Below are 19,810 nucleotides of genomic sequence, written 5' to 3'. Positions count from 1 at the left end.
TTAGGGATCAGGCAGACAGCCAGGCGAACTCATGGAAGCGATAGCCCATCATCATGCCTGACGGCCAGGCTTCCACCCCTTTCACCTTCTTGCTGTAACCATCGGTTGAGCTGATAAAGGTCGGGATGATGGTGCCGCAGTGGTCATAAATCAGCGTCTGCATATCGCCATACATCTGCTTGCGTTTCGCCTGGTCACGTTCGCCACGGGCTGCCACCACCAGTTGGTCAAACTGATCGTTCTTCCAGCCGGATTCGTTATTGGAGGCGCTGGAGAGATAGAACTGTGAGAACAGCATATCCAGCGTTGGACGCGGGTTGATCGAGCCATAACCGACCGGGTCTTTGGTCCAGTGGGTGGACCAGTAGCCGTCGTACGGCACGCGGCGTACTTTAAAGTTCACGCCGGTGTTGCGTGCCACCTGCTGAATCAACTGACCGCCTTCCACTGCGCCTTCAATGTTAGGCGTGGTGATGATCTCGACGTTGGCTCCAACCATGCCGGCTTTTTTGAAGTGGAATTTGGCTTTTTCCACATCCAGCGGACGCGGCTTGAGATCGGCGTTGTAGAACGGATGCCACGGCGGTACTGGGGTATCGTTCGCCACATCGCCGTAGCCCTGCAACACGGTTTTCACCACCATCTCACGCGGTTGCAGGTACTTCATGCCGAGCACGAAGTCTTCGTTGCTGCCCGGTTTCATGTCGGTACGCACAATCAGGTTGGTGTACATGCCGGATTTGCTCTCCAGCACGGCGAAATCGGAGGTGGCTTTGATGCGTTTGCAGTCAGCAGCGCCCAGGGTGGAGATGATGTGCAGATCGCCAGACATCAGGGCATTGACGCGTGCAGCCTGGTCGGTGACGCCCAACAGCTCCACTTCGTCGAGGTGCGGCAGACCCGGCTTGAAGTAATTCGGGTTCTTCACCCCAACTGAACGCACGCCAGGGGTGAACTCTTTCAGTTTGAACGGGCCAGTGCCGATGCCTTTGCTGAAATCTTTGGTGCCATCCTGCACGATCAGGAACGGCGCGGCCGCCAGCATATAAGGCACGTCAAAGTTGGCCTGGCTCAGCACCAGCTGCACTTCGTTGTCATTGACGGCGGTGAAGGTCTTGAACTGATCCGCCAGCTTGAAGGCGTTAGAGGCTACCGCCGGATCTTTATGGCGGCTCAGGGAGTAAATCACGTCTTTCGCCGTCAGCGGTTTGCCGTCGTGGAAGGTGACGCCCTTGCGCAGTTTGATCTGCCAGGTCACACCATCGCCTGACTCCACCGATTCGGCCAGTGCGGGGTGCACTTGCAGGTTTTTATCCAGCTCGGTCAGGCCGCTGTAAAACATAAACTGACGGGTGTAATCGCCGCTGTTGTTGCCTTTAGCGGGGTCGAGGGTATCGGTAGCCGAGGCGTTAGACATCGCCGCGCGCAGTTTCCCCCCTTTAACCGGCGTTTCCGCCGCAAAACCCATTTCCGGAAAACCGATCAGACCGGTGCTCATCACCGCACCGGCGGACAACAACTTCATCAGGCTACGACGGGACAGCGACCCTTCGGTCAGTGCGCGCGTCAGGGCCGGATTTACAGCGTCAGATTCTTTCTTAAATTTACTCATCTGCACACCCTCAATATGAAATGTTGTTTAATTCGATCATCGTCACTGAAAGCCCGCACCTCGCGGCATTGCGCAATAAATTGCGCCGCTACCGATCTGCATTGCGCAATAAATTGCGCCGCTACGGTTGGGTGCAGGCTTTTACTGCATTGCGCAATAAATTGCGCCGCTACAGTCGGTGCCATGCTTTGTAGCTGCGCGATTTATCGCGCCAGACGATCAGGAGAGCCGGTCCTTAGCTTTGTAATACAAGCCCGCAAGAGGCAAAAACCAGGGTTTCCCGTGGTAACCGGGCAACGCAGGCCAGGCCTCACGCTGCCACGGGTTGTCGTTGCTTTTTTCTGCCAGTACATCGGCCATCACCCGCCCCATCCAGGTTGACATTTGCGTGCCATGCCCGCTGTAGCCGAGGGAATAGAACACGCCGTCGTGCTCACCGGCACGCGGCAGCCGGTCGGCGGTCATATCGACCATGCCGCCCCAGCAGTAATCAATGCGCGCTTGCCCTAACTGCGGGAACAGCGCGGTCATCGCAGCACGTAATACCTCGCCGCTGCGCGAATCCGAGGTCGGATTGCTGACGGCAAAACGGGCGCGGCCACCAAACACCAGACGACGATCCGCCGTGGTGCGGAAGTAGTTACCGATATTCAGCGAGGTGACATAGGTACGATCTTTTGGCAGTACCTGGCTGAGCAACGCATCGCCCAGCGGTTCTGTCACCACGATAAAGCTGCCGACTGGCACAATACGGCGCTGGAACCACGGGAACGGACCTTCATTGGAGACGCCAGTCGCCATCAGCACTTTGTCTGCCACAATCTCGCCTTTAGCGGTGGTGACGCGATGACGGTAGCCGTCAAGACGCGTCAACCCGGTCACCGCATGGTGCGGGAAAATCTTCGCCCCGCTGCGTGCCGCGGCTTCCGCCAGACCGACACCAAATTTCCCCATATGCATCTGACCGCCACGTTTTTGCAGCAGGCCACCGTGAAAGGCATCGCTGCCCACTTCCCGGCGGATCTCATCTTTGCTAATCAGCTCGATTTCCGGGTCCACGGTATCGCGCATCAACTGCCAGGCGCTGCGTAAGCCGGGAAAGTGCGTGGCTTTGCTGGCGAGTTTCAACTTGCCGCACAGACGGAAATCGCAATCGATCTGTTCTTCCCGCACCAGTTGCTCGACGTAGCTCACGGCACCGTCAAACGCACGGTAGAAGCGGCTGGCCTGCTCCAGTCCCTGGCCGGCAACCAGCGAGGCAAAGTTTTGTGATACGCCGGTATTGCAGTGACCACCGTTGCGCGCCGAGGCCTGACTCATGATGTCGCCGCTCTCCAGCAGCACCACATCAATGCCGCTGCGTGCCAGGTTGAGCGCCGCCGAGACGCCGGTGAACCCGCCGCCGATCACCACCACCGAGGCGGTCGCGGGCAGCGCACCCGTTGCTGCGCCACGGAATTGCGGTGCGGTCGCCTGCCAGAAAGATTCGAGTTTCATTGCGCTGCCCTCCGGGCTTAGAGTCCAACCACAGCGGGCAGACCGCCGATATCTTTGATCTCGGTATAGCCGTAAGCCGGGTTAGCCGGATCGTGACCACGGTTGACCCACACTTTGTTGGTGATGCCCATGTCATGGCAGGTCATCAGGTCATAACGCAGGCTGGAGGAGACATGCAGGATTTCGTCCGGACGGCAATCGAGTTTTTCCAGCATGTATTCGAAGCCCTTCATCTGCGGCTTGTAGGCACCGACTTCTTCTGCGGTGATCGCCATATGGATGGGCGCACCGAGACGCGGAATGTGGTGCGGCAGCAGGTCTTTCATCGAATTGGAGAGCAGCACCAGCGGAAACTCCTGGGCCACTTTTGCCAGACCGGCCGGGACGTCGGGATGCGGTCCCCAGGTGGCGCAGTCGGTGTAGATAAAGTCGCTGTCGGCCTTGTCCCACTGCACGCCCCATTTTTTGCAGGTACGTTGCAGCGCATTGCTCACCACGTCGTAATACGGCTTCCACGCCCCCAGCACTTCATCCATGCGATAACGGGCGAAATCGGTGGTGAAGGCCTGCATCGCTTCTGGCGCGACGCGCGCTTTGAAGCAACGCTCAGCCGCACCGGCCATATCGAAGTTGATCAGGGTGCCGTAGCAATCAAAGGTGATGTATTTCGGTTTAAACAGTGCCATGACGCGACCTCGTCGTTGTCTGATACGGAAATTAAAAATCGATTAATACGCTTTTCTGACGCTGACAGGCCTGAAATGCCTGACGCCCCAGATCTTTGCCAATGCCGGAGCCAAGGAAGCCGCCGGTGGGGATAATAAAATCGCCGGAACGGCCATAGCGGTTGATCCACACGGTGCCGGATTCAATCGCCCGCATGGCCCGCATGGCGCGTGGCAGGCTCAGGGTATGCACCCCGGCGCACAGGCCGTAGGTTTCATGCGCCGCCAGCTGTAGCCCTTCTTCTTCGTCATCAAATTCCTGCACGGTGAGCACCGGGCCAAAAATTTCCTGCTGCACCGCCGGATTGTTCGGTGCCACACCGCACAGCAAGGTGGGTTGCCAGAACCAGCCGTCTTCGGTGTCAGCAAAACGTTCACCGCCCACCAGCACCTCCGCCCCTTCGGCTTTGGCCGCTGCAATCACGGAGGCGACTTTTTTCCCCTGACGGTCATCAATCAGCGGTGCATAGCGGCTGTCATCCTGCCAGGTCACGCCCGGACGCGGTTGCTGACACAGCGCCACCAGACGATCCAGCAACGGCTGAGCGATACCCCGTTGCACAATCAGGCGTGTACCGGCCACGCAGGCCTGGCCGCCGTTGGCGGTAAAGCCGCGTAAAATACGTTGCGCCAGTACGTCAATATCGCCCGCATCGTCGAACACCAGTTGCGGGCTTTTGCCACCCAACTCGAGGGTCACTGGCTTCATACCATGCTGCGCCGCATCGCTCATGATGCGTGCACCCGTGATGGTGGAACCGGTAAAGGAGACTTTGCGTACCAAAGGATGTGTGACCAGCGCGCTGCCGGTGACGGCCCCGCTGCCCTGCACGATGTTGAGGATGCCTGCCGGTAAGCCTGCCTGCACCGCCAGTTCGGCCATGCGCACAGTGGAGAACGGCGTCAGCTCTGAAGGTTTCAGCACCACGGCATTTCCTGCCGCCAGCGCCGGGCCACATTTCCATGACGCCATCGACAGCGGGAAATTCCACGGTGTGATGGCACCGATCACGCCATAAGGTTCGGAGATCAGCATCCCGAGGCTGCGCTCCTGGGTCGGGAACAGGTCACCGCTGTATTTGTCGGCGCACTCCGCGTAGAAACGGATGGCTTCAGCAGTGAACGGAATTTCGTGCTGCACCACGTCGCTGATTGGCCGGGTGGAGCCGAGCGCTTCCAGTTGCGCCAGCAGCAGATCGCTCTCAATCAGATCGGCCCAGCGGCGTAACACCTTGCCACGTTCGCGCGGTGGGCAGCTACGCCAGCCACTGACGGTCAGGGCGCGATGCGCAATCGTGACCGCGCGATCCACGTCTTCTGCCGTAGCTTCGCTCAGGGTGGCATAGACTTTGCCATCTGACGGACGCTTCACCGCAAAAGACGCGCCCTGCGTATGTTGGTGCTGGCCATCAATATAATGTCCGGCAGGTAATAAAACTTTTTCAGGGTCGAAACTTAACATGGAAAAATCCTTATTTGTTACACCCGTCATTAGCGTGCTAATTAAACTTTCTCGCCGCACTTATGTGGGCTGTTAATAAGCTAATGCAGAAAGTATGCCAGCCCGGCAAAAAATTATAATGCGTAAAAAACAGCCCAAAAAAATTTTCTGCCGTATTGGTGAGGGAAATTTTGCGGAATTGCCGAAGCTTTAAACAGATGATTTAGCTCACAAATTATGCGCATCGGTTTGGTGCACTGCGCATGAAACTTGCACTAAAACGGCGAATGGCCGGAAAAACATGACATTGCGCACAAAATAAAAAAACGCCTGTTACCGGAAGTAACAGGCGTTGAGCTGACCGTTTGTTAATTTACAATCAGAGACTGCCAATATGAAAAGTTTTCTGCTCCAGATACTCTTCAATTCCGTAACGCGAACCTTCACGTCCTAATCCGGATAATTTAATTCCGCCGAAAGGTGCTGCATCTAATGAAATCGCGCCGGTATTAAATCCTACCATGCCAAATTCCAGCGACTCGGCAACACGCCAGGCGCGGCGAATATTTTCGGTGAAGAAATAAGCACCCAACCCATAAGGCGTATCATTCGCCATAGCGATTGCTTCCTGTTCGTCGTCAAACATAAACAGCGGCGCTACCGGGCCAAAGGTTTCTTCATGAGCAATACGCATCTTGTTGGTCACATTGCCTAACACCGTCGGCTGCACAAAGGTGCCGTTGGGCTGGCTGATACCGCCACTGAGCAGCGTGGCCCCCTGGCTAAGCGCATCATCAATATGGCTGTTCACCTTCTCGACGGCGCGATCGTTGATCAACGGTCCGATGGTACTTTGCGCATCAAAACCGTCTCCGACTTTCAGGGTCGCCACGGCATCCAACAAGCGCGCGCTAAAGCGTTCATAGATGCCGCGTTGAACCAGAATGCGGTTGGCGCAGACGCAGGTCTGTCCGGCATTGCGGAACTTACTCGCCATCACTCCGGCCACCGCGATGTCTAAATCAGCATCATCAAAGATGATCAGCGGCGCGTTACCACCCAGTTCGAGACTCAGGCGTTTGATGCTGTCGGCACTTTGCTGCATCAGCAATTGCCCGACGCGGGTGGAGCCGGTAAAGGAGATTTTGCGCACCGTGCGGCTGGCAGTCAGCGTGCTGCCGATTTCAGTTGGCAGTCCGGTCAACACCTGAAGCACCCCACTCGGGAATCCGGCGCGCTCCGCCAGTACCGCCAGTGCCAGCGCCGAAAGCGGCGTCAGTTCGGAAGGTTTCACGATAATCGGGCAACCTGCGGCCAGCGCCGGGGCCACTTTGCGGGTGATCATCGCAATCGGGAAGTTCCACGGCGTAATCGCCGCCGCCACCCCGACTGGCTGCTTCAGCACCAGAATGCGGCGATCTTCGCTGGGCGCCGGGATGGTGTCGCCATAGATACGCCGCGCCTCTTCGGCAAACCATTTGACAAAGCTGGCACCGTACAACACTTCGCCTTTGGCTTCTGCCAGCGGTTTGCCCTGCTCAGCGGTCATGATGATGGCCAGGTCATCGGCGTTGTCCAGAATCAGCTGATGCCACTTTTCCAGCAGCGCCGCGCGGGTCGCGTTCGGGGTCTTGCCCCAGCTGATACGCACTGACTCGGCATAATCTATCGCCTGCTCGGTTTCGGCAGCACCCAATGCCGGAATGGTGGCCAGCGTTTCCTGGGTTGCAGGATCAATCACCGGCAGCGTTGCCCCTGCCAGCGCATCCTGCCAGCGACCGCCAAATAACGCCTGCTGGCGCAGTAATTCCGCATCTTTCAGTTGAATACGCGACATGCTTTTCCCCTGTGTCTGTGTCATTTCACTGTAACGCGGCGGCACAGCGCAGGATGTTTTTCTGCGACGGGGAAATAACACAGGTACGCGTTTTGCGACGGGAAAAGAAATTTTATGCTGTGCGGCCCGGATGGGCCGCGCAGGGGGGATTAGATCTGGAAATCGATTGCCGGTTCGTCGCCGGTTTCGTAGGAGAGCGCCTGACGTTTGATCTCTTCCAGCGACAGGTTGGCGTTACACAGTTCGAGGAACTGCCAGACATAGTTACGTTGCAGCTGGCCGCGCTTCAGGCCGAGCCATACGGTGTTGGCATCGAACAGATGATGTGCATCGATTTTCACCAGGTCTTCGCCATCATAGATGTCGCAAGCCTGGTCAGCGAGGATACCGACGCCCAGCCCCAGTTCGACATAGGTTTTCACCACATCAGAATCCTGTGCGCTGAGCACGATGTCTGGCTTTAATCCGGCGGCCTGGAAGGCCCGGTCAACACGCGAACGGCCAGTGATGCCCTGCCGATAGGTGATCAGCGGATAACGATTTAGTTGTCCCAGCGACACCGGCTCGCTCTGCAACAATTCATGATCGTGCGGCACCAGCAGCGAGTGATGCCAGCTAAACCACGGAAAAGCCGCCAGACTGGCGTTGTTCACCAGTTGCTCACTGGCGATGCCGATATCCGCTTCACCCGCCAGCAGCATCGCCACAATTTCCTGCGGCGATCCCTGGTTCAGCTCCAGCCGCACATTGGGATAGAGTTGACGAAACGCTTTAATCACGCGTGGCAGGCTATAACGCGCCTGCGTGTGGGTGGTGGCGATGGTCAACACCCCGCTGGTTTCATTGGTAAACACATCCGCGAGGCGGCGTACTTTACCCGCTTCATCAAGGATGCGTTCAGCAATGGTCAGCAATGCTTTGCCGGGTTCCGTCATCCCCAGCAGACGTTTGCCACGGCGGATGAAAATTTCAACGCCCAGCTCATCTTCCAAATCGCGTATATGGCGGCTCACCCCGGATTGTGAGGTAAAGAGCGTATTGGCGACCTCTGTCAGGTTGAACTCGCAACGGGCTGCTTCGCGTATAATTTTAAGTTGCTGGAAATTCACACCCTTTTCTCCTGATTCCTGCCCTGTTTCATCCATGTTATGAAGTTGCTGGCAGTACAACAAATAATTAAAAACGGTTTGTTATGCGGAATAGTAATAAGGGGATTGGAGGGAGACAGGTTGGTTCATGAAGGTTCCACCCACTCACCGCCTGAAAGCCTGCTGCTTGCTTAATTGCGCGATAAATCGCGCCGCTACATTGCGCGATAAATCACGCCGCTACATTGCGCGATAAATCACGCCGCTACATTGCGCGATAAATCGCGCCGCTACATTGGGCGATAAATGGCCGCACATTACTCGTAGCGGCGCGATTTATCGCGCAGGCAGCAATGATGATATGACAGCGAAGTTAACGTCGTGCAGCGGTGAAAGGCGGTATTGAATTGTAGCGGCGCGATTTATCGCGCATGGCGGGAGGCCTGGGATTGCAAAGGGTGCGGCCAGGCACCCTTTGCTCGGTCGCCGTACCGGCGAACTGCAACTACATCAGCCCAAAGCGAACAGAACCGGCACGAATCCAGCCGCTATTAGCTCACCAGCATCAGTTCGCGATCTTCCACCATCGGCTTGTTCAGCAGCGACAGCAGGATATTCTTCACCGCCTGAGCCGACGGAGAGAGTGGCAGGCGCGCCGACACGTTCAGCGACAGCGGCAGGTTCAGAGATGGGCTATTGATACGCGCCATCCACGCATGGGTGGAACTCACCAGCGCACGCGCCGCAGATTCCGGCAGCACGGTCACACCCATCCCGCTGGATACCGCTGCGGTCAGCGTCGAAATCGATTCGATTTCACCAATAATACGTGCACTCAGGCGACGCAGGGAGAAGGCTTCATCCACGCGTTTACGCACGGCGCTGTAGTCGCGTGGCAGGAACAGATTCATCTGTGCCACATCGGCCAAATCAACAGTTGCGCCCGGACAGTCAGTAGCACCGACCAGGTAGAGTTCTTCTTTCATCAGCGGAATGCTGTTGATGCCCGCCGTCGGTGCACGGTCATACAGCACCGCCATATCCAACTGACCGTTCATCACTTTTTCATTCAGCGACGTACCGCTGTTCTCGTGCAGATACACCAGCACATCCGGGTACTGCTCGCGAACGGTTTGCAGCAGCGGCATGGTCAGCGACGACGCTGCGGTTCCCGGAGCCAGACCAATCGAAACCTGACCATTCAGCGCCTGACCAGCATTGATCACCGCCGTCTGTGCCTGTTCACACTGGCGCAGGATGGTGCGAGCGTGGGCATAAAGAATTTTACCGGCTTCCGTCGGCGTCACACCACGCTTGGTGCGGATCAGCAGTTGCTGATCAAGTTCATTCTCCAGCGTAGCAACCTGCTGGCTAAGCGCGGGCTGCGCAATATGCAACACTTCTGCTGCCTGAGTCAGGCTGCCGATATCGACGATTTTTACAAAGTATTTCAGTCGTCTTAAGTTCATTTTGCCTCCGTCACGGATCCCCGAATGCCCAATTATAATTGGAGCTCTTAGCCTGCTGGCTTGTGTCATAAAGATTGCAATATGCAGGCCAGGTTTTATCAGTTCACAAAAAAGCTTTACCAGATTTTTCCTAACGGCGCGGAAAATAAGCGTTTCTGATTACCCCATAAGGGTTAATAAGCGCAGGGCATGGCACGGATTGTTGAAAGATTGCGCTGAATGCACCATTACAGTGCAGAAAATGCGAGGCAGATGTGCAAAAAAGTGATGACCCGACGTACACAATTGGTGCACGTCGGGTCATGGATATCACGCAACTACGCGTGGAGACTGGATTTCCTGGTGTTGGCATTCAGGCTACCGCGCAAGGCAGCAGCCTGATCGACTCAGAAGGTCATTAGCGTTTCTTACGGTTACGATGCATGTCGATAGAAACAGCTGCAACGATGATGATCCCTTTAATAATGTCTTGCACGTAAGCGTCCACACCCACGAAGGTAAAGCCACTTTTAATCAGACCGAGGATCACCGCACCGATCAGGGTGCCGGTAATACGCCCCACGCCACCCATCAGGCTGCTACCACCGATAACCGCCGCAGCGATGGCATCCAGTTCATAGGCCAAGCCCATACTGGATTGCCCACTGCTGACGCGCGCCGCCAGTACCACCCCGGCCAGGCCAGAAAGTGCCCCGGCAATGGTGTAGACGATGATCAGGTACTTATTCACGTTGATGCCTGACACTTTGGCGGAAGTCATATTGCCGCCAATCGCGTAGACATATTTGCCGTAGCGGGTATGTTTCAGCGCGATATGGAACAGGAACGCTACCACCAGGAAGATGATAACCGGCATTGCACCCTGGCCAATTGAGGTAAAGCCATCTGACAGGAAGCTGATTGGGTTGCCCTGGGTGTAGTACTGCGCCAGACCGCGTGCGGAAACCATCATCCCAAGCGTAGCAATAAAGGGAGGAATGCCAGTCTTGGTAATCAATACACCGTTGACCAAACCGCACACCAACCCCACCCCAATCCCCGCGACAATCGGAATCGCAGCAGGCAGGTTAACCAGCGAAGGATACATGGGCGACAGGCTATCGGAGGTTTGCGCCAGACTGGCCGCCACCACCGCCGTCAGGGCGATTACCGACCCTGAGGAGAGGTCGATACCGGTGGTGATGATGACCTGAGTCACCCCTACCGCGATGATACCGATAATCGCCACCTGCAATACAATCAGGACCAGACGGTTAGTGTTCAGCAGGAAGGATTGGTCACGCACATACCAACCCGCAATTTCGAAAATCAGGGCAATGCCCAGCATAACAACAAAAATACCGGTGTCTTTGGGCAGCTTATGACGCAAGTTGCCGAAAAACGAAGTCTGCTCGGTGGCCTGGGAGGCCGTCACTTTCATGTTGCTCATGGTTGTCTCACGCCTCACTCGGATGCCAGCGACAAAATGGTTTCCTGGTCGGCCTCTTCTTTATTGAGGATGCCGGTTATACGTCCTGCGTGCATCACCATCACGCGGTCACTCATGCCGAGGATTTCCGGCAATTCTGACGACACCATAATGATGGCGACGCCACGGTTAGCCAGTTCACTGATCAGACGATAGATCTCTGCTTTGGCGCCTACGTCGATACCACGCGTAGGTTCGTCAAGGATCAGGATCTTCGGCTGCGCCAGCAGCCAGCGGGCAATCAGCACCTTCTGTTGATTCCCCCCGCTGAGGTTATTGATAATTTGGTCCATAGTCGGCGTTTTAATGTTCAGCTTACGGATCTGCTCCATGCAGTCCTGCGCCATTTTCATATGACTGACGAAGCCGCTTTTTCCGATGTAATCCGGCATGTTGACGATGCTCATGTTCTCCAGCACCGACAACACCAGGAACAACCCGGACTTTTTACGGTCTTCCGTCAGGAACGCCATGCCTTTTTCAATTGCAGTGGACGGTGAGTCGATCTTCACCGGGACGCCATCAATCAGCACTTCGCCGCTGTCGAAACTCTCCATACCAAACAGGCTTTCCATCACTTCACTGCGTCCGGCCCCCACCAGCCCGGCAACGCCGAGGATTTCGCCTTTACGCAGGGTAAAATTGACATCCTGAAAGCGACCTTTGCTGTTGAGGTTACGTACCGTCAACACTTCTTCACCGATGGCGTTATTGAATTTCGGGAACAACTGGGTGAGTTCACGGCCTACCATCTGTGTAATCAGCGACTGACGGGTAAACTGCGTGGTGCTGTTGCTGCCCACCCAGGCACCGTCACGGAAGATGCTGATTTCGTCAGTAATGGAGAAGATCTCATCCATTTTGTGGCTGATATAGATGATGGCTTTGCCCTGCTCACGCAGGTCACGAATAATGGTGAACAGATGCGAGACTTCGGTTTCTGTCAGTGCCGAGGTTGGCTCGTCCATAATGACGATGTCTGAGTTCCACGACACCGCTTTGGCGATCTCCACCATCTGCTGCGCTGCGATGCTCAGTTCACCGACCATGCGCTCGGCTTTGAGACGGATATTCAGTTTGTTCAGCAGTTCTTGCGTCTGCCGGTTAAGCAACGCGTGATCGACAAAGCCGTATTTCATCGGTTCGCGACCCAACCAGATGTTTTCGGCCACGGTCATATGAGGCACCAGATTCAGTTCCTGGTGGATCATGGAAATCCCGGAACGCAGCGCGTCCATCGTGTCCTGAAACTGCACTGGCTCCCCTTTAATGCGGATGGTGCCCTTATCGGGACGATACATCCCGATAAGGCATTTCATTAAAGTGGATTTGCCCGCGCCATTTTCGCCCATCAGGGCATGTACCGACCCCGGTTTCACTCGCAGTGAGACATTATCGAGTGCCTTCACTCCAGGGAAGAACTTGCTGATGCCTTCGGCTTCAAGCGCAAAAGCGGTCATACATCACCTCCGTACGGCTTTGTCGGGTTCGGTTTATTTCTGGTTCATGCTGGCGAATTTGGTGTAGTTGTCTTTGGTGATCAGCTGGAACGGGATGTCGACGATCTTCTGTACCTTTTCACCGTTGACCAGTTTGATAGCGGTTTGCACTGCACCTTCACCCTGGCCTTTGGCGTCCTGGAACACACTGGCAACCATTTTGCCGTTTTTGATCATCTGCAACGCATCAGGCGTACCATCTACACCAGCAACCAAAATGTGGTTCGGGTTTTTGCCCAGAGCCTGTAAAGCACCGATCGCCATTTCGTCGTTGTTGGAGGCAATAGCCTGGATATCATCCCCCGCAGTCAACCAGTTACTCACCACATCCACCGCATCGTTGCGGGTGAATTTTGCAGTTTGCTTCTGTACCACTTTGATGTTCGGATATTTTGCCACCACCGCTTCAACGCCTTTGGTACGCTCACGGGTTGATTCGTTCGCAAGGTCACCCAACAGGATGGCGACGTTACCTTTACCACCCATTGCTTTAGCCAGCGCTTCCATCTGCAAACGACCCGCCAGTTCAGAATCGGAACCTACAAACGCCATTTTGTCGGTGAGTTCGCCCGCCGGTTTACGGTTAACAAAGACCAGCGGGATACCGGCTTTGCTTGCTGCATCAATCACTGGTTTTACCGCATTGGTGTCAACTGGGTTAACAATGATGGCGTCCACGCCCTGCCCGATAAAGTTCTGCACCTGTTGCAGCTGCTGTGCAACATCGCCCTTAGCGTCTTCCACCTGCCCTTTGATGTTGTCTTTTTGCATCTCTTTTTGCATTGAGGTACGCAGAATGGTCAGAAAGTTGTCATCAAACAACGCCATAGAAACACCAACCTGGAGATCTTTTGCCATTGCAGCGGCAGGTAACATGCAAACTAACAGGGAAGTCACTAACGCTTTTTTAATGTTCATAGGTAACCCTTCTTTATCGTTAACATGCACAGGTTGGCTGATACCTCGAATGAAAAAATTCTTTTACATTCACTCAACGTCACTGGCGTTTTTTATCTGGTTGTAGAGGTAAGGCTTCTGGTTTAACGTTATCGGTTTGCAACAACTCCTTTTTGTAACTTGTTCCTTATCAACAAGTTATTTTCAAAACAGCGTTTCGGGTTGTAAAAGTTGTTCCGCCAGTGATGATAAGCAGTTCATTTATTCCATCTCGATGCCATTTGAAATTTTCATCATAAAAGCACTGAAACGATTGTTTTAAAATCGGCAAATAACAAAACTTTGACACGCATCTAACATCTGCGAGGAATTGCGTTTAAAGTGAGATCTTGCTGGCAGTTTGAATTGTGATCATTCAAGGCAGAAAAACAGCAATCCGCTGCTTTTCCGCGCACTTAAACCAAAAGTGTGCAGGAGGGCTTTGACAACGGGGATCGGCATCGCTAATATGCGCCTCGTTCCAACGATTCCTCTGTAGTTCAGTCGGTAGAACGGCGGACTGTTAATCCGTATGTCACTGGTTCGAGTCCAGTCAGAGGAGCCATATTTAGAAAAGCCCGCTCAGGGAAACCTGAGCGGGCTTTTTGCTTTCTGGTAAATGTTCACAACCAGAATGCGCGATAAATCGCGCCGCTACGGATGCGCGCTTTGGCACTGCGTAGCTGAATACCGCAGGCTTGGTAGCGGCGTGATTTATCACGCCTGTCAGTTTGTGTGCGATGTCACAGCATAAAACCGTAATGAGAACCGTCCGGCAACTCAACATCAACACGCAGCTTGCCACCTGCGGCTTCAACATAACGTTTCAATGTGGACAGCTTGACATCACGTCCCGGTTTTTCCATTTCGGCTACGGTCGGCTGCTTCACGCCAAGAGAAGTCGCCATCTCCACCTGAGTTTTATCCACCTTCTCACGCAGTTCTGCGAGATGGATATTCAGTAGCGTCCCGGTGGCCATCTTTTCCGCCTTGGCTACGACTGAGGGTTTTTCATCAGCCAGTAATTGTTCCAGCGTACGACCCATACATTACTCCTTCTTTGTCAGCGGCAGATGTGGGCCTCGGGCACGCAGCACCATCAAGGCAGCCAACACGCGCGCACGATCGTGGTCGTCTAATCCACTAAACCAGATGTCAAACCACGATGTCGTCTCAACATGCCACACAAAACCTCCTTGTAATATAGGTTGTAATTTATATAGGTTTAAGCCTATTGATGAGGTTATGCGCAAAGATTGATGTGAGGCAATGAAGGGTTTGTTGTGCTGGAAGGACGATTCCGGAAATTTGGTGTAATAAAGGAAGAGTTGCAGGGAGGTTGGAAGTGAGGTTGGGAAAAAGGAATGGGGTGCAGCTGGCAGTAAAATAAGACCGGAGGGATTTTTTCAACTCACTTCCGGCCTGAATAACTAATCTAGGAAATCATCATTTTCGAGATAATATATAGTTGCATCAAATAAATCGTCCTTGTTTGATTTTGGATGATGTTCTAACTTATTTTCCACTATAGCTTTAAAAATAGGTGCCTCTAAAAAAGTCCCATAATTTTCTTCAAAATCCATCTCTTCATCTTCATTTTCAGCTATGTAAAACTTCCCATTCAGCACATCATCTTTTGACTCTAAGTCAAAATCCCCCTCAACATATAACCAACCCACATCAGGCAATTGTTTATATTTACTCAATAAATCATCAAAACCAGAAATAATAATCATTTAGAACCTCTCTATTTTCGGCAAGCTGTTCCGCCACCCCATTTGTTACGTCCACCAGTACCATCAGGATGATAAATTTTGTGATAACTTTTGTGATCGTTAAAATCAGCGAGTTGCAATGAGCCAGGAGTATCGCCGTGGTGCCAAGTCATACCTTTAGGTGAAGACCCTCTGAAATTACCATTTTTCATAGGCTGCACATGCTCAACGACGCCAGGGTATTTTGTTTGCAACTCTCGTTTAAATTCGTCGTCAGTCTGCAAACGATTGTAAACCGATTCATTGGCACGGCTAAAGTGCTCTTTATCCGTCATCGTATATTCACTGGAATCTAATGTATGCTCATGGAATACATGATACTTCCCTAGACCACGTTCACCCTCGCCATTGTATAGTCCAAGAGGATCGAGCCAAGTTAAGGCATTCGGCGCATAAGCGTAAAGGTTCACCCCACCCATCAACCCTATCGGGTCCAACTGGGTGTAACGCCCGCCGCACGGGTCATAGTACCGGAAAGTGTTATAGTGCAGACCGGTTTCGCGGTCAAGGTACTGCCCCTGAAAGCGCAAGTTCTGCGGCACATCCCAGTCAATGCCGGTGCGTTCCCGTGTGGTGCGTCCCCAGGCGGAAAACACACCCTGCCAGACAGTGTCACCGCAATTATTTGTCACGCGGTCTGGCAACCCATTGATCTCGGTGTGATACCAGTAAACCTCAGCGTGCTGCTGATAACTGTCGACGCGCGCTATCGGTTCGTAGCTGTTTTCCGCATAGACATACTGCACCGCGGCCTCGGGTTTGCTGTCGTTGTGCTCACCCACCATCTGCATGCCGGACCACGCGTAATGCGTGCATTCCGGCTGCACCGCATTGCGCCGCCACACCTGCTTGCCGATGCGACGGCCCAGCGCATCGTACTGATACTTCGCGCGGGTATATTCGGCATCCCCCTCAATCAACACCTCGCGAATACGGTGTTCATCGTCGTAACTAAAATGCTGCACAATGCCGCGCTGGCTATCATGTCGCTCAGTCATACGACCAAAACCATCGTACTCCCAGCGAATGCCCTCCAGGCGCTTCAACAGGTTATCCCACACCGGATGCAGATCTTCGCTGGTGCGGTTATCCGCCGCGTCATACCAGAAACGTTCCTCGCCGCCCGGCTGAATGCTGCGCGTCATTCTGCCTGCGGCATCATAGCCCCATAATGACTGGCTATATTTTTCTGCCGGGCTGGGAGGTGCGCCATCGGTGACAATCTGGCGAATGATTTGGTCAGCGCGATCCCACTGGTAACGCCGTTCCGACACCAGCCGCTGGCGCAAATTATCCACGCTGCGACGCTGGGTAATGCGCCCGGCAATGTCGTACTGCGTCTCCAGTTCCAGTTCACCCTGGGTGCGATGCGTTTCGCGATGCAGACGGTCACGCTGATAGCCCGCCAGCGCATGCGTACGCCCACCTAACGTTAACTGCATCTCCAACAGATGGCCGGTACCGTAGCGCAGGTACTGCATCTCACGTCCGTCGGGGTACACAGAAGCGCTCAGGTTGCCCAGTGCATCATACTGGTGGCGATATTCGCCAGAATGATTCTGTTCACTGACCAGCCGACCCAACGGGTCGCGTTGGAATACCATCACTTCCGCGCCAGTCGGTTCACACTCGTTGATGATGGCCTGGCGCCATGCATCGTATGAGAAGCGGTGGATCTCGGTGCTCAGAGCATGGTAGCGATACTCGGTGCGGTGCTGCGGCGTTTCGCGCGCCGCCATCCTGCCCAGAACATCGTATTCATAATTCACCACCGTTGGTGCCAGTTGACTGTCGCGCACCGGGTGACGGATCAACGTCTCCACCTGCTGCATGCCGTTGTACTGGTATTCGGTTTTACGTCCGGCGTAGTCCTGCTGCTGCGTGAGCAGTCCGGCTGGCGTGTAGTCAAAATGCCACTGCTGTCGGTTGCCGTTGGTTAGTGTCACCAACCGTCCGGCCCGGTTGAAGTCATAGCGAGTCACCTGTCCGGCGGGATCAACCGCCTCAATCACCTGACCGCGCGCATTGAGCGTTACCCTGCGTTCCAGCATGCCATCAATATTCTGACCGCATAGCAACCCGGCCTGGTTGTACTTAAACAGCGTTTCCCGCCCGTCGGCGCGCACATAGGTTTGCAGGCGTCCCGCTGCGCTCCACTGGTAGCGATCGGTGTTACCCAGTGCATCGGTGGTGCTGATCAATTTTCCACAGGCGTCGTACTGCCGCTGGCTTTGATAGCCCGAGCAATCCTCTTCACGGATCAACTGCCCGCACATGTCCCACCAGAATTGATGGCTGTTTTCCAGCGCATCGATACGTCGCGTCAGATCGCCCTGTTCATTCCATTCAAAACGGGTAACGCCGCCTGCGGGATCGGTCAACGCGACCACATCACCCGCCAGATTGTAGTCGTATTGCCACAATGCGCCGTCCGGCAGTACCTCCTTGAGCGGCAGCGCGTACAGCGGATGCCAGGTGGTGATGCGGGTGCGATCCAGTGGGTCGCGCTCCATCGTCATATTACCGCGTTCATCCCATGCGTATTCCCAGAGTGCACCGCCTGGCTGCGTCATCACCAGCAGCTGTTCGCTGTTCGCCGCCCAGTCGAACGACCAGTCTCCACCGTGTGGGTCGGTCCAGGCGGTGATACGGCTGAGGGCGTCCCAGTGGTGCTCGCTGCTAACGCCTTCATCATTGCTGACACGCGCAAAGCGCTGCTGCTCATCTGTCTCAATACGCCAGCTCTCCAGCACCTCATCCCGTTCGTCGCACACCTGATACGCATGGACGCGCCAGTGCCGTGAGTTGTGTGCAGGCCGCCACTGATACCGGATCGTTAGCCCGGTCGCATAGCTGTGCCATGCCATCATATCGCTCGCCTGATCCCAGCCGTAGCGACGAGTGACGATAGCGTCGGCGTCCGTCACGGTCGTCAGTTGCCCCTGGTCGTTATAACCGTAGGTAACCAGCAGATGACGTGCCCCTGCCGCAATCTGGTAAACCGCGCTCAGACGCCCGGAATGCGTGCCATATTCCAGTTCCACATCCAGCGCGTCGTTATCGCTGGAGATACGAACCAGTTTGCCTTCATCATTCCAGCTAAAATGCTGTACGTTTTCGTGGCGGTCATAGAGACGATGGATGCGCCACTCGCCCGGTCGCGTTGGATCCGGCTCAAACAACTGATGCTCACCTTCGCTGGTCTGCATCACCATCGCGCCATTCGGGCTGCAAAACAGCTTCAGCCCCTCCTGCTGGAAATCAATCACATCGCCAGGGTTGACCTCCCCCATGCCCAGCTCGCGTCCGGTCATGTCCTGGTAGATCAGTTGATTATCCGGCAAGCGCCAGAGGCGAACTTCAAACGGCAGCATCCAGCCAGTACCGAGCATACCGGTAGCCAGATTGCGGCTGTGGTAGATACGCTGCCAGTAGAGCGGCATACGATCCGGCAGGACAAAATCGAGATCCTCTTCGCGTGCGAGGATTTTGGCCCCGGTGGCGATATTTACCGGGTGTAAGGTCTGGACAGCGGCTTCCATGCCAATGTTGCCGAAAATCGGGCAGATCGTTTCTTTTGCCAGATCGCGCAAAATCAAGCGGCTGAAGCCAAAGCGGTACAGCTCCGGCAGGATACCCACCAGCGCACCGCCGATCAGGTTCCCCGCCATGTACGCCCAGATATTTTTACCGCTGTGGATGTCACGAACCGTAATGGTATCGCCACCGATGCGCACCCGCGGATTTTCACTCAGTTTGATTTCCGCTTCGCAGGTACTTTTGTGTCCGTTACGTGCGGCGGGTTGATTGTTGATCAGTACCTTTTTCGAACCCTGCGCAATAAAATTGCTGCTGGTGACCATGTGACCTTTGGTGCAGGCCACGGTATCGAGCGGCAGCGGAGTCGCATACGGACTGGCGCTCTCCACCACTGGCTGCATCAGGCTGGTCCAGACGTTTTTACCCCAATCCTTAACATCATCCAGTGAGAGATGACTGGCGCGCTCGGCTACCGCCATCAGCGCGGCACCGGGGTTAAGCGCGGTCTTCATTGCCGCCGCCACGCCGGTCAGCGCCAGCATGCCTACCGCCGCCCAATCGATGCCGTTGTCAGCCGCCGCTGGCGCATTAAGATAATCGCGCGACACGCTGCCCGCCGCGCGCGCCGCCAGCTTCCCTTTGATATGGACGTTGCCGGACCCGCTGACAATAAACGCATCCGGCGGTCCGGGGTCAATAAGGCTGTCGACCAGTGACGCAGCCGAATTGCCGATCGTTTCCAGGCCGCCACTGAACATCAGCGTAGCTATTGCTACGCCACCCAGCAGCGCGCCAACGCCGGTTCCGGCGGCGATCACGATGCCAGCGACAATCGCGCCTTCCACCAGGCCGCCGACAAAATCCGCCAGCGCCGAACTGTGCACCAGCGGATCGCCGATACGCGCCGCGAGATAATCTGTCAT

At 55.0% G+C, this 19,810-nt stretch carries 14 protein-coding genes and 1 tRNA gene; 1 reads left to right on the top strand and 14 read right to left on the bottom strand.

Translation table 11 applies throughout. From position 1 onward, the window contains the following. Window positions 1-7: 7 nt before the first annotated feature. The 10 genes from L579_RS02935 to L579_RS02890 form a co-directional block, all read right to left on the bottom strand. Window positions 8-1,612, bottom strand: a complete 1,605-nt coding sequence (locus tag L579_RS02935; protein ID WP_021182779.1) for an ABC transporter substrate-binding protein — start codon at window positions 1,610-1,612, stop codon at window positions 8-10. 219 nt (window positions 1,613-1,831) lie between these two features. After that, the gene (locus L579_RS02930) at window positions 1,832-3,109 is read right to left on the bottom strand and encodes an NAD(P)/FAD-dependent oxidoreductase (RefSeq protein ID WP_021182778.1); all 1,278 of its coding nucleotides are present in this window, start codon (window positions 3,107-3,109) and stop codon (window positions 1,832-1,834) included. Between the two features lie 17 nt (window positions 3,110-3,126). After that, complete coding sequence (locus L579_RS02925) at window positions 3,127-3,795, bottom strand: haloacid dehalogenase type II (RefSeq protein WP_021182777.1); 669 nt, start codon at window positions 3,793-3,795, stop codon at window positions 3,127-3,129. Window positions 3,796-3,826: 31 nt separating this feature from the next. Further along, window positions 3,827-5,296 carry an aldehyde dehydrogenase family protein gene (locus tag L579_RS02920; RefSeq protein ID WP_021182776.1) on the bottom strand — a complete coding sequence of 490 codons (1,470 nt, stop codon included), beginning with the start codon at window positions 5,294-5,296 and terminating at the stop codon, window positions 3,827-3,829. A gap of 358 nt (window positions 5,297-5,654) precedes the next feature. Next, window positions 5,655-7,112, bottom strand: a complete 1,458-nt coding sequence (locus tag L579_RS02915) for an NAD-dependent succinate-semialdehyde dehydrogenase (protein WP_021182775.1) — start codon at window positions 7,110-7,112, stop codon at window positions 5,655-5,657. A 149-nt stretch (window positions 7,113-7,261) separates the two neighbouring features. Beyond that, on the bottom strand, window positions 7,262-8,221 hold the full coding sequence (cbl, locus tag L579_RS02910; RefSeq protein ID WP_021182774.1) for an HTH-type transcriptional regulator Cbl: 960 nt from the start codon (window positions 8,219-8,221) through the stop codon (window positions 7,262-7,264). Window positions 8,222-8,751: 530 nt separating this feature from the next. Next, entirely contained in the window at window positions 8,752-9,669 is a 918-nt protein-coding gene (gene nac, locus L579_RS02905; RefSeq protein ID WP_021182773.1) for a nitrogen assimilation transcriptional regulator NAC, read from the bottom strand. A gap of 397 nt (window positions 9,670-10,066) precedes the next feature. Further along, complete coding sequence (locus L579_RS02900; RefSeq protein WP_200864650.1) at window positions 10,067-11,089, bottom strand: ABC transporter permease; 1,023 nt, start codon at window positions 11,087-11,089, stop codon at window positions 10,067-10,069. A gap of 23 nt (window positions 11,090-11,112) precedes the next feature. After that, window positions 11,113-12,597, bottom strand: coding sequence for a sugar ABC transporter ATP-binding protein (locus tag L579_RS02895; protein WP_021182770.1), 1,485 nt, complete (start codon window positions 12,595-12,597; stop codon window positions 11,113-11,115). A gap of 33 nt (window positions 12,598-12,630) precedes the next feature. Beyond that, the gene (locus L579_RS02890; protein WP_021182769.1) at window positions 12,631-13,554 is read right to left on the bottom strand and encodes a sugar ABC transporter substrate-binding protein; all 924 of its coding nucleotides are present in this window, start codon (window positions 13,552-13,554) and stop codon (window positions 12,631-12,633) included. Window positions 13,555-14,061: 507 nt separating this feature from the next. Between L579_RS02890 and L579_RS02885 the strand changes: the two genes are divergently transcribed. After that, window positions 14,062-14,137, top strand: a tRNA-Asn gene (locus L579_RS02885). A gap of 178 nt (window positions 14,138-14,315) precedes the next feature. Here the strand turns inward: L579_RS02885 and L579_RS02880 are convergent. The 4 genes from L579_RS02880 to L579_RS02870 all read right to left on the bottom strand — a co-directional run bounded on the left by L579_RS02880 (window position 14,316) and on the right by L579_RS02870 (window position 19,810). Next, the gene (locus L579_RS02880) at window positions 14,316-14,618 is read right to left on the bottom strand and encodes a helix-turn-helix domain-containing protein (RefSeq protein ID WP_021182767.1); all 303 of its coding nucleotides are present in this window, start codon (window positions 14,616-14,618) and stop codon (window positions 14,316-14,318) included. A 3-nt stretch (window positions 14,619-14,621) separates the two neighbouring features. Then, window positions 14,622-14,759: a hypothetical protein gene (locus L579_RS23920; RefSeq protein WP_021182766.1), complete on the bottom strand. Its 138-nt coding sequence runs from the start codon at window positions 14,757-14,759 to the stop codon at window positions 14,622-14,624. Window positions 14,760-15,002: 243 nt separating this feature from the next. After that, entirely contained in the window at window positions 15,003-15,308 is a 306-nt protein-coding gene (locus tag L579_RS02875) for a DUF7716 domain-containing protein (RefSeq protein ID WP_021182765.1), read from the bottom strand. 11 nt (window positions 15,309-15,319) lie between these two features. Continuing rightward, window positions 15,320-19,810 carry an RHS repeat-associated core domain-containing protein gene (locus L579_RS02870; RefSeq protein ID WP_021182764.1) on the bottom strand — a complete coding sequence of 1,497 codons (4,491 nt, stop codon included), beginning with the start codon at window positions 19,808-19,810 and terminating at the stop codon, window positions 15,320-15,322.

It is taken from the genome of Pantoea sp. AS-PWVM4 (genome assembly GCF_000468095.1).
In the GTDB taxonomy this organism is placed as follows: Bacteria; Pseudomonadota; Gammaproteobacteria; order Enterobacterales; family Enterobacteriaceae; genus Pantoea; species Pantoea phytobeneficialis.
This window is presented reverse-complemented; position numbering and strand designations above follow the sequence as displayed.